The organism is Kutzneria chonburiensis (assembly GCF_028622115.1).
In the GTDB taxonomy this organism is placed as follows: Bacteria; Actinomycetota; Actinomycetes; order Mycobacteriales; family Pseudonocardiaceae; genus Kutzneria; species Kutzneria chonburiensis.
On sequence record NZ_CP097263.1, the window covers coordinates 283,372 to 297,950 of the forward strand.

13 protein-coding genes are annotated in these 14,579 nt (G+C 70.2%); 8 read left to right on the forward strand and 5 right to left on the reverse strand.

Annotated features, from left to right (window positions below):
* The first annotated feature begins 1 nt into the window (after position 1).
* The gene (locus tag M3Q35_RS01450; RefSeq protein WP_273939740.1) at positions 2-739 is read left to right on the forward strand and encodes an IclR family transcriptional regulator; all 738 of its coding nucleotides are present in this window, start codon (positions 2-4) and stop codon (positions 737-739) included.
* Here the strand turns inward: M3Q35_RS01450 and M3Q35_RS01455 are convergent.
* Positions 717-1,805 (reverse strand): hypothetical protein, encoded by a 1,089-nt coding sequence (locus M3Q35_RS01455; RefSeq protein ID WP_273939741.1) that lies wholly within the window; start codon positions 1,803-1,805, stop codon positions 717-719. The genes M3Q35_RS01450 and M3Q35_RS01455 overlap by 23 nt on opposite strands.
* Before the next feature lie 35 nt (positions 1,806-1,840).
* Between M3Q35_RS01455 and M3Q35_RS01460 the strand changes: the two genes are divergently transcribed.
* Positions 1,841-2,350, forward strand: coding sequence for a helix-turn-helix domain-containing protein (locus M3Q35_RS01460; protein ID WP_273939742.1), 510 nt, complete (start codon positions 1,841-1,843; stop codon positions 2,348-2,350).
* 49 nt (positions 2,351-2,399) lie between these two features.
* On the opposite strand, the gene M3Q35_RS01465 is transcribed toward M3Q35_RS01460, so the two are convergent.
* Positions 2,400-3,617: a glycoside hydrolase family 18 protein gene (locus M3Q35_RS01465; protein ID WP_273939743.1), complete on the reverse strand. Its 1,218-nt coding sequence runs from the start codon at positions 3,615-3,617 to the stop codon at positions 2,400-2,402.
* 227 nt (positions 3,618-3,844) lie between these two features.
* Between M3Q35_RS01465 and aspS the strand changes: the two genes are divergently transcribed.
* The 3 genes from aspS (at position 3,845) to M3Q35_RS01480 (ending at position 7,946) form a co-directional block, all read left to right on the forward strand.
* A complete protein-coding gene (gene aspS, locus M3Q35_RS01470; RefSeq protein ID WP_273939744.1) occupies positions 3,845-5,632 on the forward strand; it encodes an aspartate--tRNA ligase in 1,788 nt (595 codons plus the stop codon).
* Between the two features lie 177 nt (positions 5,633-5,809).
* Positions 5,810-7,015, forward strand: a complete 1,206-nt coding sequence (locus M3Q35_RS01475) for a hypothetical protein (RefSeq protein WP_273939745.1) — start codon at positions 5,810-5,812, stop codon at positions 7,013-7,015.
* 79 nt (positions 7,016-7,094) lie between these two features.
* On the forward strand, positions 7,095-7,946 hold the full coding sequence (locus M3Q35_RS01480; RefSeq protein WP_337960547.1) for an SGNH/GDSL hydrolase family protein: 852 nt from the start codon (positions 7,095-7,097) through the stop codon (positions 7,944-7,946).
* 92 nt (positions 7,947-8,038) lie between these two features.
* On the opposite strand, the gene M3Q35_RS01485 is transcribed toward M3Q35_RS01480, so the two are convergent.
* Complete coding sequence (locus M3Q35_RS01485) at positions 8,039-8,188, reverse strand: hypothetical protein (RefSeq protein WP_273939746.1); 150 nt, start codon at positions 8,186-8,188, stop codon at positions 8,039-8,041.
* Positions 8,189-8,550: 362 nt separating this feature from the next.
* On the opposite strand from M3Q35_RS01485, the gene M3Q35_RS01490 reads away from it, so the two are divergent.
* Complete coding sequence (locus M3Q35_RS01490; protein WP_337960548.1) at positions 8,551-9,357, forward strand: S8/S53 family peptidase; 807 nt, start codon at positions 8,551-8,553, stop codon at positions 9,355-9,357.
* Positions 9,358-9,966: 609 nt separating this feature from the next.
* Complete coding sequence (locus tag M3Q35_RS01495) at positions 9,967-10,890, forward strand: S8/S53 family peptidase (RefSeq protein ID WP_273939747.1); 924 nt, start codon at positions 9,967-9,969, stop codon at positions 10,888-10,890.
* 41 nt (positions 10,891-10,931) lie between these two features.
* Here M3Q35_RS01495 and M3Q35_RS01500 read toward each other — a convergent pair whose 3' ends face one another.
* Both M3Q35_RS01500 and M3Q35_RS01505 read right to left on the reverse strand, forming a co-directional pair.
* On the reverse strand, positions 10,932-12,596 hold the full coding sequence (locus tag M3Q35_RS01500) for an FAD-binding dehydrogenase (protein ID WP_273939748.1): 1,665 nt from the start codon (positions 12,594-12,596) through the stop codon (positions 10,932-10,934).
* Entirely contained in the window at positions 12,593-13,201 is a 609-nt protein-coding gene (locus M3Q35_RS01505; protein WP_273939749.1) for a TetR/AcrR family transcriptional regulator, read from the reverse strand. The genes M3Q35_RS01500 and M3Q35_RS01505 overlap by 4 nt, the downstream gene beginning before the upstream one ends.
* A 132-nt stretch (positions 13,202-13,333) precedes the next feature.
* On the opposite strand from M3Q35_RS01505, the gene M3Q35_RS01510 reads away from it, so the two are divergent.
* The gene (locus M3Q35_RS01510) at positions 13,334-14,575 is read left to right on the forward strand and encodes a S8/S53 family peptidase (protein WP_273939750.1); all 1,242 of its coding nucleotides are present in this window, start codon (positions 13,334-13,336) and stop codon (positions 14,573-14,575) included.
* Positions 14,576-14,579: the final 4 nt, after the last annotated feature.

Consider the following 14,579-nt stretch of genomic DNA (forward strand, 5'->3'; position numbering starts at 1 on the left):
GGTGGCCGAGCTCCGTCCGCACCACCGGGCCGTGGACCGGATCGCCGAGATCCTCGAGGCCGTCGTCACCGAGCCGTCCGGTCTCACCCTCACCCAGCTCGCGTTGCGTCTCGAAGCCCCCGTGTCTTCCGTGCAGAAGCTCGTCAACGGCCTCGTCGCCGTCGGCTACCTCGAGGAGGACGACAAACGCTTCCGCCTCGGCGCCGCGCCCTACCTCTTGGCCATGCGCTCCGGCCAGCGGCTCGTCTCCACCGTCGGGCACTCCGATCTTGTCGACCTACACACTCGCAGCGGTCTCAGCGCCGTGCTCGCCGTGCGTACCGGCGACACCTCCGTCTACGCCGATTGGGCCGGCACCGACGATCCCTTCAACTACCTCACCGTTCAACAGCTCCGCACCCCGTTGCCCGAGACCGCCGTCGGTCGCATCCTGTTGGCCTTCACGCCCGACCGTGAACGCCACTCCCTCGTCTCCGCCCGCTATCCTTCCGACCCCTCCGCCGCTTTGGCGTTGTTGACCGAGCTCAGCTCCATCCGCGAGGCCGGCTACACCATGGGCGACAGCGGCCCCATGCTCCGTGGCATCGCCTCCGTGGCCGCCCCGGTGTGGGAGCAGGGTTTGGTGGTCGGGGCCGTCGCTTTGGCCGGCCCCCACGACAAAGCCGTCGACCGCCTCCCCGAGCTCGTCAACCTCCTCCTCGACGCCCTGCACAAGTTCAGCCGGCGGCGGGTGAACTGACCCAGGCCGCGATGTCGTCGATCACCTGCTGGTCGACGTGGGAACCGTTGTCCTGGAAGAACATGTGGTCCAGGTCCGGGTAGATCCGGGCCTCGGCGCGGGGGACGCGACGCCAGCCGGGGAGGTCGTCCTCGACGGTGACCTGGTAGTCGCGGCCGCCCTGGAGGGCGAGGACGGGGCGGTCGATCTCGATGGCGGTGGCGACCTGGTCGTACTCGCGGAGCTGGAGCCAGTAGGTCGCGGGGAGGCCGAAGGGGAGGTCGCCGGCGGGGGTGGTGGGGGAGAGGTCGGGGCTGGCGGCGCGGGCGGCGAGGCGGGTCATGGTGTCGACCTCGAGGCCGAAGTGGCGGGCGACGCGCACGACGGCGGCGGGCATGGGGGAGGTGTCGGCGGCGAGCAGGATGAGGCCGGCGACGGTCGGGGCCCACTGGGCGACATTGGGGGCGATCTTGCCGCCGGCGCTGTGGCCGGCGACGTACACGCGGTCGACGTGCTGGCGGAGCAGGTCGACGCCGGCGACGGCGGCGGGGACGTACTCCTCGATGAGGGTCGGCGTGTCGGTGGGCTTGTCGAAACGGACAGAGGCGACGCCGAGGGAAGCCAGGCCCCAGGCGAGGTCCTTGAGCATCTTCATCGGGCCGGCGGTCTCGTCGCGGTCGAACGCGCCGGCGCCGCTGAGCAGCACGATGCCGGCGCCGTTTCCGTTGTGGGGCAACACCAACGCTCCAGGTTGATGGCCGACGAGCACCTCCTGCTCGGTGAAGCGGTCGGGCTGCACGTACGACGGCGGCTGCCACTGGGCGTCCGGAGCGGTCAGTCGAAGACCGTTGACCCGGCCGAGGGAGTCCATCGACATCCGCAGTTCGACGTCTCCGTTCAACAGAACGCTGAACCGGTTGTCGCCCAACGGGATCGGCTCGCCCACGTGGCGCACCGCGCCGACCTCCTTGGCCCAGGCGATCCGCATGATGTCAGCCGACACCGCGGCCCGCAGCTCCGGCGCGAACAGTTCGGTCAGCTCGTCGAAGCGGCCGGCGGCGGCCAGCTCCACTAACGTTCTCAACATATGCGAACGGTAGCACGATGTGAGAACATAGGGGTGTGACTGCCAAGGAGCTGCTGGCCCACCCGGTGCGGATGCGGATCGTGCATGCGTTGCGGGGCCGCGAGTTGACCACGGGGCGGCTGTGCGAGCTGCTGCCGGACGTGTCGAAGGCGATGGTGTACCGGCACGTCGAGGCACTGGCCGCCGGCGGCGTCATCGAGGTGGCCGAGGAGCGGCGGGTTCGCGGCGCGGTGGAGCGGACCTACCGGCTGCGCCAGGCGACCATCGACACCGAGGACCTGACACCGGACGACTACCGCCGCGGCTTCGACCTCGCCCTGGCCACGCTACTGGCGGAGTTCACGGCTTACATGGATCGCGACGGGGTCGACCCGACGGCTGATCTGGTCGGCTTCCGGCAGCATGCGGTGTGGTTGAGCCGGGAGGAGCTTGAGGAGCTGATCGCCGAGCTGCGCAACGTGATCGTGCCACGGCTGGGGCATGAGCCGAGTGCGGAGCGGACCCGCTACCTGTTGAGCCCCATCCTGTTTCCGGCTGCGGAATGAGCACTGCCCCGGACGCGCGAACGCGTCCGGGGCAGCATGACGTGAAAACTCAGCCCAGGCCGCCGCGCATCGCGGAGGCGAGCTCGCCGTTGGAGGTGTCACCGTCGGCGGACCAGAAGAAGGCGCCGCCGAGGCCCTGGCTCTTGGCGTAGCTCATCTTGCCCTTGACGGTCGACACGGTGTCGTAGCTCCACCACTGGCTGCCGCACTTGGCGTACGCGGTGCCGGCGATGGTGCCGGTGGACGGGCAGGACGTCTTGAGCAGCTTGTAGTCCTGGATACCGGCCTCGTACTTGCCGGGCGCGGCGCCGGTGGCCTTGCCGCCGGGGGTGGCCTGCGTGACGCCGGTCCAGCCACGGCCGTAGAAGCCGATGCCCAGCAGCAGCTTGGACGACGCGATGCCCTTGCCCTTGAGCTTCTGGATGGCGGCGTCGGCGAAGAAGTTGGCCGTCGGGATGCCGCTGTAGCTGGTCAACGGGGAGTGCGGCGCGGTGGGACCGGTGGGGTTGAAGGCGCCGAAGTAGTCGTAGGTCATGACGTTGTACCAGTTCACGGAGGCAGCCGCGCCGGCGTAGTCGGCGGCGTCGATCTTGCCGCCGCTGGTGCCGTCGGCGGTGATCGCGGCGGTCACCAGGGCGCCGGAGCCGAACTTGGACCGGACGGCCGAGACGACCTTCTTGAACGCCGCCGCGCCGCTGCTGTCACAGCTGAGGCCGCACGCGTTCGGGTACTCCCAGTCGATGTCGATGCCGTCGAAGACATCGGCCCACCGCGAGTCCTTGACCATGCTGTAGCACGAGTTGGCGAAGGCGGTCGGGTTCTGGGCGGCCTGGGTGAAGCCGCTGGACAGGGTCCAGCCGCCGACCGAGAACACCACCTTGAGCCCGGGGTGCATCTTCTTCAGCTTGCGCAGCTGCCCGAAGTTGCCGTACAGCGGCCCGGTGTCGGCCTTGCCGTCCACGCTGCTGCCGGCGTCGAACACCTTCTGGTAGTCGGCGTACGCGTCGGTCAGCGAGCACTGCCCGTTGGCCGTGCTGCCGAACGCGTAGTTGATCACGTTCAGCTTGGCCGCGGTGCCGCTGGTCTCCAGGTTCTTCACCTGGTAGCCACGGTCGTAGATGCCCCAGTTGGTGAAGTAGCCGACCATCGTCGAACCCGCGGCGGGGGCGGCCGTCGATGCGGGCGCGGCGCCGACGAGCGAGGCGGCGACCAGGCCGACCAACGCGGCGGCGCCGGCCATCAGCCGCCGCTTTCCGAACACTGCCATGCGTTTCTCCCTGAATCCGCAGGAGGGATCCCGGCACGGGGCGGCGGCGGAGGGCCCGTGCGAGGGACCGGTAAAAGGGACAAAGCGTGTGCTGCGCATCACGGTAGGTGGTCTGGACCACTTCGTCAACGGCACCGCCGCGAATGGCGTCGCGCGAGGTTGGCTAACCTGTGACTCGGCAGTATTGACAAAGCCATGACCCGATTCAATCGAGGAGTGCTGTACCCGTGATGCGCACGCACGAGGCCGGGACGCTCCGGGCCGAGCAGGCCGGGCAGTCCGTCACCCTGACCGGGTGGGTGGCGCGCCGGCGCGATCACGGCGGCGTCATCTTCATCGACCTGCGGGACGCCTCCGGCGTGGCCCAGGTCGTGTTCCGCGAGGGCGAGATGGCCGAGCGCGCCCACCGGCTGCGCGCCGAGTACTGCCTCAAGGTCACCGGCGAGGTCGTGCGCCGCCCCGAGGGCAACGACAACCCGGACATCGCCACCGGCCAGATCGAGGTCACGGTCACCGAGTTCGACGTCCTCTCCGAGGCCGCGCCGCTGCCGTTCCAGCTCGACGACAACCTGGAGGTCGGCGAGGAGGCGCGGCTGCGCCACCGCTACCTCGACCTGCGCCGCAGCGGCCCGGCCAAGGCCATCCGGATGCGCAGCCACGCCAGCCGGATCGCCCGCCGCGTGCTGGACGACCGCGACTTCGTCGAGATCGAGACGCCCACGCTCACCCGCTCCACCCCCGAGGGCGCGCGCGACTTCCTGGTGCCGGCCCGCCTGGCCCCCGGCTCCTGGTACGCCCTGCCGCAGTCGCCCCAGCTGTTCAAGCAGCTGCTGATGGTCGCCGGCATGGAGCGCTACTACCAGATCGCCCGCTGCTACCGGGACGAGGACTTCCGGGCCGACCGCCAGCCCGAGTTCACGCAGCTCGACATCGAGATGAGCTTCGTCGAGCAGGACGACGTCATCGAGCTCGGCGAGGCCGTGGTCAAGGCGCTGTGGAGCGAGCTGGCCGGCCACACCATCGAGGGCCCGATCGCCCGCATGTCCTACGCCGACGCGATGGCCCGCTACGGCACCGACAAGCCGGACCTGCGCTTCGACCTCCAGCTCACCGAGCTCACCGACTACTTCAAGGACACCCCGTTCCGGGTGTTCAAGGCCCCGTACGTCGGCGCGGTGGTCATGCCCGGCGGCGCCGACCAGCCCCGCCGCACCCTGGACGCCTGGCAGGACTGGGCCAAGCAGCGCGGCGCCAGGGGCCTGGCCTACGTGCTCGTCGCCGAGGACGGCACGCTCGGCGGCCCGGTGGCCAAGAACCTGTCCGACGCCGAGCGCGAGGGCCTGGCCAAGGCCGTCGGCGCCAACGCGGGCGACTGCATCTTCTTCGCCGCCGGCGACCCGTCCGACGCCCGTGCCCTGCTCGGCGCGGCGCGGCTGGAGATCGGCCGCCGCGTCGGCCTGATCGACGAGTCGGCCTGGTCGTTCGTCTGGGTCGTCGACGCCCCGTTGTTCGAGTCGGTCGACAAGATCGGCGACGACGTGGCCGTCGGCAGCGGCAAGTGGACCGCGGTGCACCACGCCTTCACCTCGCCGACGCCGGAGTGGATCGACCGGTTCGAGGAGGACCCGGGCAAGGCCCTGGCCTACGCCTACGACATCGTCTGCAACGGCAACGAGATCGGTGGCGGGTCCATCCGTATCCACCGCCCGGACGTGCAGAAGCGGGTGTTCGCGATCATGGGCCTCGGCGAGGCCGAGGCCGAGGAGAAGTTCGGCTTCCTGCTCGAGGCGTTCAAGTACGGCGCCCCGCCGCACGGCGGCATCGCCTTCGGCTGGGACCGCATCGTCATGCTGCTGTCCGGCGCGGACTCGATCCGCGAGGTGATCGCCTTCCCGAAGTCCGGCGGCGGCTACGACCCCCTGACCGCCGCGCCCGCGCCGATCACCGCGCAGCAGCGCAAGGAGGCCGGGGTAGACGCCAAGCCGGCCGTGAAGGGCGAGCAGGCCAAGGGCTGAGCGCCACTCCGTGCCGGGGGTACCCGATCAGGTGTCCCCCGGCCGCACCAACCCGTTACCAAGCCGTATTCCAGCGCGGTGATGCTCGAACATGACGGGCGCAGCGACTGCTCCGGGTAGCCGATTGTGCCGATCGTGTAGACGTGCTGTGCACTCGAAGGAGTAGGGTCGGAAGGGATGAGCGTGGAGACCACCGCCGGCCCCGCCAACGCCGCCGGGGCAGCGGACAACGAGGTCCTGGCAGCCGTTGCGGCCGCCGAAGCAGTGCTCACCAGGCGTTTCGGGGCGTCGATCAGACTGGCGGATCCGGAGGATCTGCGGGGCAGCGGCAAGTCGACCGTACTTCGGGTACGGGTGGCGTCGACGCCGTTCTCGCTGCCGCGCACCCTGGTGGTGAAGAGCTATCTCGAGCCGCCGGTCGGCGACCTGGTCGACCCGTTCCCCCATGAGGCGGTGAGCTACCAGCTGTTCACCGCATTGGGGCAGGACGACCGCATCTGCCCCGAGCTGATCGCGCACGACGGCGCCAAGCGGGTCATCGTGTTGGAAGATCTCGGGCGGGCTCCCACGCTCGCCGACAAGCTGCTCGACCACGACGCCCGCGGCGCCGAGCGGGCGCTGCTGGCCTGGGCGCGGGCGCTGGGCCGGCTGCACGCCACGACGGCCGGCCGTGAGGCCGACTTCGACGCGCTGACCCGACGCCTGGGCGGCAGTCCGGGCCAGGATCCGCTGGCGCGCAAGGCCAAGGTGGCGCTGGCCGAGCTGCCTGACCTGCTGCACGACGTGCTCGGCGTGACCGTCGGCGCCGATGCGCTCGGCCACGCCCGCGAGGGAGGCCGGCTGCTCACCAGCAGCAGGCACCGGGCGTTCAGTCCCTCGGACGCGTGCGCCGATAACAACCTCATCACCGGCAAGGGCCTGCGGGTGCTGGACTTCGAGGGCGGCTGCGTGCGCGACGTCGCACTGGACGCTGCCGCGCTGCGCATCCCGTTCCCGCTCTGCGGCTGCTCGTTCCGGCTGCCCAACGGCATGACCGAGGCGATGGTGGCGGCGTGGCGGGCCGAGGTCAGCCCGGTCTTCCCCGACCTGGACGACGACGAGGTGCTGATGCCCAAGCTGCTGCACGGGCAGCTGCTGTGGGTGTGGCTGTCGACCTGGATGTACCTGCCGCGGCCGGGTGTGCCCGACGGCCCGATCACCACGCGGCTGGCTTCGCCCCGGCGCAGCAGCGCGCTGCACGCCCGGTGGCAGCGGCTGCGTGACGACGCCGCCCGGCTCAAGGTGCCGGCCGTCGCCGAGCACGCCGAGCAGGTGGCGTCGGCGATCGCCGCGCAGCACGGCGCCGAGGCCGTTCACCTGCCGTTGTTCCCCGCATTCAGCTGATCCAACTATTCTCCGAGCCGTCCCCGTCACGCCACCCGGCCATCACCAGGAGTGATTCTCCGCGGGTGATCGTGGACGGGTGACGGTTCAGGCGATGTCGGAGAGCGTGCCCGCCCGCCGCGCGGTCGGACGGCTCGTGGTGCTGGGGGACTCGACCAGCGTCGGTCTCGGTGATCCGCTGCCCGGCGGCGGCTGGCGCGGCTTCGGTCCGCTGCTGGCCGACGCGCTCGGCGGCTGCGACCTGACGAACCTGTCCCGCACCGGGGCCCGCATCGGCACCGTGCGGCACGAGCAGCTGCCGATGGCGGCGGCGCTGCGCCCGGACGCCGTGGTCGTGGTCGCCGGCATGAACGACACCATGCGCTCGGACTTCGATCCGGCCCGATTGCGAGCGGACCTCGACCACGTGGTCGGCAAGCTGCTCGACGTGGGCGCGGTGGTGGTGCTGGCCAGTTATCACGACCACGCAAGGGTGTTCCGGCTGCCGGCCCCGCTTCGGCGGGCGCTGCGCCGGCGGGTGGACGAGCTCAACGCGGTGATCCGCTCGGTGGTGCTGGCCCGCGGCATCGGCTGCGTCGACCTGGACACGCTGCCCGGCGCCTACGACCTCGCGGCCTGGAGCGTTGACCGGCTGCACCCGTCCGAGCTGGGGCACCGCATGCTGGCCCAGGGCTTCTCCCAGGAGCTGGAGCTGGCCGGCTGCCAGATCGAGGCGCCGGTCAGCCTGGAGTGCGCCGGCGGCCGGGTGGTGGCCGCGTGGCAGCATGTCGCGTGGCTGGTGCTCAAGGGCATTCCGTGGGTGTGGCGACGGGGTTCGGATCTGGTTCCTTATGCGTTCACTGTCTTGTTCAGGACAGCCGTAGGCGATTCGCGCCATTCGTCGTGGGCCACCTGGACGAATTATTCACAAGAGAATTCCGTGAATAGTTGACGTAGGCTCGGTCCGTAATTGCGTGGGTACGCTCCCGATGTTGGACGAGTTCTTCCATTTCAGGAGGACAGGTGTCGGGAACGTTCGTCAGATCAACCCTGCTCGGCGTGAGCGCGGTGGCCGTCGCCGCGCTCACCGCTTTTGCCCCGGTCGCCCAGGCCGCCGGTGATCCGCACGTCGTCACGCCGCAGGTCCAGTCGCTGCGGGCCCAGGTCCACAACGGGACGCTGCTGCGGTCGCACGGCACGCTCGCGCCCTGCGCGTTCTGCCAGTCCAAGCTCGTCACCGCCGCGCCCGGGTCGAAGACACCCTGTCGACCACGGTCCCGGTCGGGTACGGCGCGGGCGACCTGGCCGCCGCGTACCACCTGCCCGACGCTGCCACCGGGGCCAAGGGCACGATCGCGATCATCGACGCCGGCGCGTACCCGAACCTCGAGGCCGACATCAACGCCTACCGGTCCCAGTACGGCCTCCCGGCCTGCACCACGGCCGGCGGCTGCCTGAAGATCGCCGGCTTCGACGGCGGCGCCACGCAGCCGCCGGCCACGTCCTTCCCGAACACCTACTACGAGGAGCAGGTCGGCGTCGAGACCGCGCTGGACGTGGACATGGCCTCGGCGGCCTGCCCCTCGTGCAACATCATCGAGCTCCAGCTGCCGATCACCGACGCGCTCACCGGCACCAAGCAGCACATGGACGCGGCCATGGCCGACTTCGGCACGGCCGTCAACACCGCGGCCAAGTTGGGCGCGTCCGCGGTCAGCATGAGCTACCAGTACCCCAGTGACACCGACGTCGAGTTCGGACAGGCCGGCCGCGACCTGTTCCACCCGGGCATGGCCGTGCTGGCCTCGTCGGGCGACTCCGGCTACGAGGGCAACGTGCACACCGGCTGGCCGCAGAACCTGCCGTGGGTCGTGTCGGTCGGCGGCACCTCGCTGTTCCAGAACGGCGACGCCTACACCGACGTGGCCTGGTCCGGCGCCGGCAGCGGCTGCGAGACCGACCTGCCGGCCGCGATCGGCGCCCCGACCTCGGTCAGCGCCAACTGCGGCGGCCACCGCGCCGCGTCCGACGTGTCCGCGGTCGCCGACCCCAACACCGGTGTGGCGGTGTTCGACACCTACTCGCCGTTCAGCGGTTCGCCGTACAACTGGATCCTCGTCGGCGGCACCAGCGCGTCGTCGCCGTTCGTGGCCGGCCTGTACGCCCGTGGCGGCCACACGTCGCAGGTGATGGGGCCGAACACGCTGTACACCGCGCCGGCCGGCGCGTTCACCGACGTGACGCTGGGCCAGAACGCCAAGCCGCACCAGTGCCCGACCGCCACGCCGGCGCTGTGCGCGGCGCAGAAGGGCTGGGATGCGCCGACCGGCGTCGGCGTGCCGAATGGACTGGCCGGGTTCTGATTCATTGATGAATTGTGGCGGGCGGTTTCGGTCACCGCCCGCCACAATTTCGTTCCGGTCCGAATAGATGGTCCGATTCACTCCGTTCGTTGTGGTCTCGTCGGCGCAATGTGTTCACAGTGGCGTCCGCGTGAATGGATTCCCGTATTTGTGTTGGTAGCCTCGCGCTGTTGGTCCCGGTAATTACTTTCCTGGAGGACCCGTGTTCGCGAGAAATTCCCTGTTCACCCTCGGTGCGGCCGTTGTCGCCGCGGTCACCGTGCTGGCCCCGGTCGCCAAGGCGGCCGGCAATGATCCGCATGCCGTCACCCCGCAGGTCCAGTCGCTGCGCGCCCAGGTGCACGCCGGCACGTTGATGAAGACGCACGGCACCAAGAAAGCCTGTGACGCCTGTCAGGCGCAGATCGTCACCACCGGATCCGGGTCGAAAACACCCTGTCGACCCCGGCCCCGGCCGGCTACGGCGCCGACGAGCTCGCCGCCGCCTACAACCTGTCCGGCGGCGCCGCCGGCACGATCGCGATCATCGACGCCGGCGCGTACCCGCCGGCCAACCTCGAAGCCGACGTCAACGCCTACCGGGCCCAGTACGGTCTGCCGGCCTGCACCGTGGAAAGCGGTTGCCTGAAGGTCGCCGGCTTCGACGGCGGCGCACCACAGGCGCCCTCCACCGACCCGAACCTCAAGCTGGGCGATGAAGAAGTCGCCGTGGAGACCGCGCTCGACATGGACATGGCCTCGGCGGCCTGCCCCGGGTGCAAGCTGGTCGAGCTCCAGCTGCCCATCCTCGACGCCTTCTTCGGCGACCAGGCCCACCTGGACGCGGCCATGGCCGACTTCGGCACGGCCGTCAACACGGCGGCCAAGCTGGGCGCGTCGTCGGTGAGCATGAGCTACCAGTACCCGAGCGACAAGACCGTGGAGTTCGGGCAGGCCGGGCGGGACCTGTTCCACCCCGGCATGGCCGTGCTGGCCTCGTCCGGCGACGGCGGCTACGAGGGCGACCAGCACGGCGGCTGGCCGTCGAACCTGCCGTGGGTCGTGTCGGTCGGCGGCACCTCGCTGTTCCAGACCGCTGACGGCTACACCAACACCGTGTGGTCCGGCGCCGGCAGCGGCTGCGAGACCGACCTGCCCGGCGCGATCGGCGCGCCCGCCTCGGTCAGCGCCGTCTGCGGTGGGCACCGCGCGTCGTCCGACGTGTCGGCCGTCGCCGACCCGGCCACCGGCGTCGCCGTGTACGACACGTACGCGCCGTTCACCGGTCAGCCGCTGAACTGGATCACCGTCGGCGGCACCAGCGCGTCGTCGCCGTTCATCGCCGGCCTGTACGCGCGGGGCGGCCACCTCTCGCAGGTGATGGGGCCCAACACCATGTACACCGCCCCGGCCGGCGCGTTCACCGACGTGACGTTCGGCCAGAACGCCCCGATCCGCTCCTGCACGCCGGCCGAGATCGCGCTGTGCAACGCCCGTGCGGGCTGGGACGGCCCGACCGGCGTCGGCGTGCCCAACGGGCTCGCCGGCTTCTGACCGATAGCGGGCGGTCTCGACGAGACCGCCCGCTTCGCTTGTCAGCTCAGGGTTTTCCCCAGTGCCCGGCCGGCCGCCCGGCCGGAGAAGATGCAGCCGCCGAGGAACGTGCCCTCCAGCGCGTTGTAGCCGTGCACGCCGCCGCCGCCGAAGCCGGCGACCTCGCCGGCCGCGTACAGGCCCGGGAACGCCTCGCCGTCCGACCGGATCACCTGGGAGTCCAGGTTGGTCTGCACGCCGCCCAACGTCTTGCGGGTCAGGATGTTCAGCCGGACTGCGATCAGCGGGCCGTGCGCCGGGTCCAGGATGCGGTGCGGCTTGGCCGTGCGGGCCAGCTTGTCGCCCAGGTAGTGCCGGGCGTTGGCGATGGCCATCAGCTGGAGGTCCTTGGTGTAGCTGTTGCGCAGCTCCTGGTCGCGGGCCCGGATCTGGCGCAGCATGTCCTCATAGGACAGTTGCGGGCCCCGGGACAGCTTGTTCATGCCGGCCACCAGGTCCTGGAGGTTGTCCGAGACGACGAAGTCGACGCCGTGCTCCTTGAACGCCTCCACCGGGCCGGGCGCGCCCTTGCCCAGCCGGCCGGTCAGCGTGAGCTTGAGGTCCTTGCCGGTGATGTCCGGGTTCTGCTCGGAGCCCGACAGCGCGAACTCCTTCTCGATGATCGACTGCGTCAGCACGAACCACGAGTAGTCATGGCCGGTGGACAGGATCGCCTTCATCGTGCCGTTGGTGTCGAAGCCCGGGAAGTTGGGGGAGGGCAGCCGCTTTCCGGTGGCGTCGAACCACATCGACGACGGGCCCGGGATGATCCGGATGGCGTGGTCGGGCCAGATCGGGTCCCAGTTGTTGATGCCCTCGGTGTAGTTCCACATCCGGTCGCGGTTGACGATGGTCGCGCCGGCCGCCTCCGAGATCGCGATCATGCGCCCGTCCACGTGTGCCGGCACGCCCGAGATCATCGTCTTCGGAGCCGGCCCCATCCGCTCGGTCGGCCAGTTCTTGCGGATCAGGTCGTGGTTGTGGCCGATGCCGCCGGACGACACGATGACCGCCTTGGCCCGCAGCTCGAACTCGCCGACCTTGGTCCGCGAGGAGGCAACGCCCCGCTCCAGGTCGGTCGGCTCCAGCACGGTGCCGCGGACGCCGACCGCGCGGCCGTCCTCGACGATGATGTCGTCGACCTGGTGCCGGAACGCGAACTCGACCAGACCGCGCTTTTCCCCTTCCAGCACGGGTTCCAGGAACACCCGGACCACCTCGGGGCCGGTGCCCCAGGTCAGGTGGAAGCGGGGGACCGAGTTGCCGTGCCCGTCGGCCAGGCCGCCGCCGCGCTCGGCCCAGCCGACCAGCGGCGTGATCCGCAGGCCCAGCGCGGCCAGATAGTCGCGCTTCTCGGTGGCCGCGAACTTCACGTAGGCGCGGGCCCACTGCCGGCCCCAGAGGTCCTCGTCGTCACGGTCGAAGCCGGCCGAGCCCTGCCAGTCCTGCCAGGCCAGCTCCTCGGAGTCCTTCACGCCCATCCGGCGCTGCTCCGGGCTGTCCACCAGGAACAGGCCGCCCAGCGACCAGAAGGCCTGGCCGCCCAGGTTGTTGCGGTTCTCCTGGTCCAGCACCAGGACCTTGCGACCCGCCTTGACCAGCTCGTGCGTGGCGACCAGACCGGCCAGGCCGGCCCCGACCACGATGACGTCCGGCTCGATTGTCATGACCGTCCTCCGGTTTCGATGCTGTAGGCCGTCAGGACCCGTTCGAACAGGTCGGTGCGGCGCCGCCACACGGCGGGATTGTCCGGTTCCAGCAGGCACTGCACCGCCGTGCCGTCGTGCACGGCCACCAGCGCCTGACCCAGCGCCACCTGATCGGGTGTTTCTCGGCCGATTTCCGCCAGCAGTGCCGCCACCACGGGCGTGATCGCCCCGCCGATGGCCTCTTCCCTGGTCTTCATCACCCGGCCGAGGCCCGGGTTGCGCAGCGCGTGCGCGGTGAACTCGGCCGTGATGCGATACCAGCTGTCGTCCACCGGCACCGCCGGCGTGACCAGCTCGACCACGCCCCTGACGTCGGTCACCTTGGTCTTGTCCATGTGGTGCAGGGCTTCTCTCAGCCCGTCGATCAGCTCCGTCGAGCGCTGCTCCCACATGGCCAGGAACAGGTCGTCCAGCGAGGCGAAGTTCGAGTAGAACGCGCCTCTCGTGTAGCCGGCGCGCTCACACACCTGCTCCACCGTCGAGCGGCCGAAGCCCTGCTCGGCGAACACGTGCAGGGCGGCGTCGAGCAGCCGCTGGCGGGTCTCGCCGCGGCGTTTGGTCACTCGTTTCGGGGTCGTCTCCATCTGATACAGAAATGTATCGGATACATGAGTGGATTGGAAGCGCGAAGTCGGGTAGTTGTCCACACACTGAGGTCACGCAGAGTGTCCGGAGGTCACCGAATGTTTGCTGCCTTGGCCGCAGTCCTGCTGGCGTCGTCGTCGCTCGTCTCCGTCTACCCCGACACCACCGCCCTGCACCACCAGGTGCAGTCCGGGACGCTGCTGCAGAACCACGGCGTCATCGCCACCTGCGACGTCTGCGACTCCGAGGTCGTCACCGTCGCCCAGGGCTCGGCGACGCCGCTCACGACGCCCGTGCCCATCGGCTACAGCGCCGCCGAGCTGGCCGCCGCCTATCACCTGCCGGCATCCGGCGGCGCGACCGGCACCGTCGCCATCGTCGATGGCGGCGGCTATCCCTCTTTCGAGGACGATCTGGCCAAGTACCGGTCGCAGTTCGCCCTGCCGCCGTGCACCTCCGCGTCCGGGTGTCTGAAGGTCGTCGACTACACCGGCGGGCCGCCGCTGCACCCGGACGGCACCGACGAGGAGAAAGAGCTGTCCCTGGAGACGGCCCTGGACGCGCAGATGGTCTCCGCCGCCTGTCCGGCGTGCAAGATCCTTCTGGTGCAGGCGCCGACGCGCGACTTCTACCTGTCGTCCCTGCACACCGCCACCGAGGCCGTGCCGTCCATCGTCAAGGGCGTGTCGACGGCCATCGCCGCCGGGGCGTCCGCCGTCAGCATGAGCTTCGGCTATCCGTCCACAAAGGACATCAACACCGGCCCGCTGTCGGCCGTGTTCTCCCATCCCGGCATCGCTTTCGTCGCCTCCTCGGGCGACAGCGGCTATCACGGCAACGTGCACGGCTACTGGCCGCAGAACCTGCCGACCGTCATCTCGGCCGGCGGCACCGCCCTGTACGAGACCTCTGACGGCTTCCTGTCCAACGCCTGGAACGAGGCCGGCAGCGCCTGTGAGACGGACCTCCCGCCGGCGCACGGGCAGCCCGCCGCCGTCGCTGCTTTCTGCGGCGGCCATCGCGCCTCGTCCGACCTTTCCGCCGTCTCCGACCCGTCCACCGGTGTCGCCATCTACAACTCCTATGCCCTCGACGGCTGGCTCACCGCCGGCGGCACCAGTGCGGCCGCACCCTTCATTGCCGCGCTGTACGTCCGCGCCGGTCATCTGTCCCGTGTGGACGGTCCCAACACCGTTTATGCCGCCCCGGCCGGCGCTTTCACCGATGTCGCCCTCGGTCAGAACGCCGCCGCCCACTCCTGTCAGACCAAGTTCCCGCAGCTGTGCGTCTCCGGTGCCGGCTGGGACGGGCCCACCGGCGTCGGCACCCCGAACGGCCTGGCCGGCTTCTAGGTGG

What these genes read in the sequence shown, in the direction of transcription:
- M3Q35_RS01500 (WP_273939748.1), bottom strand. Translation starts at nt 12,596, where the DNA reads ATGACAATCGAGCCGGACGTCATCGTGGTCGGGGCCGGCCTGGCCGGT.
- M3Q35_RS01475 (WP_273939745.1), top strand. Translation starts at nt 5,810, where the DNA reads ATGAGCGTGGAGACCACCGCCGGCCCCGCCAACGCCGCCGGGGCAGCG.
- M3Q35_RS01465 (WP_273939743.1), bottom strand. Translation starts at nt 3,617, where the DNA reads ATGGCAGTGTTCGGAAAGCGGCGGCTGATGGCCGGCGCCGCCGCGTTG.
- M3Q35_RS01455 (WP_273939741.1), bottom strand. Translation starts at nt 1,805, where the DNA reads ATGTTGAGAACGTTAGTGGAGCTGGCCGCCGCCGGCCGCTTCGACGAG.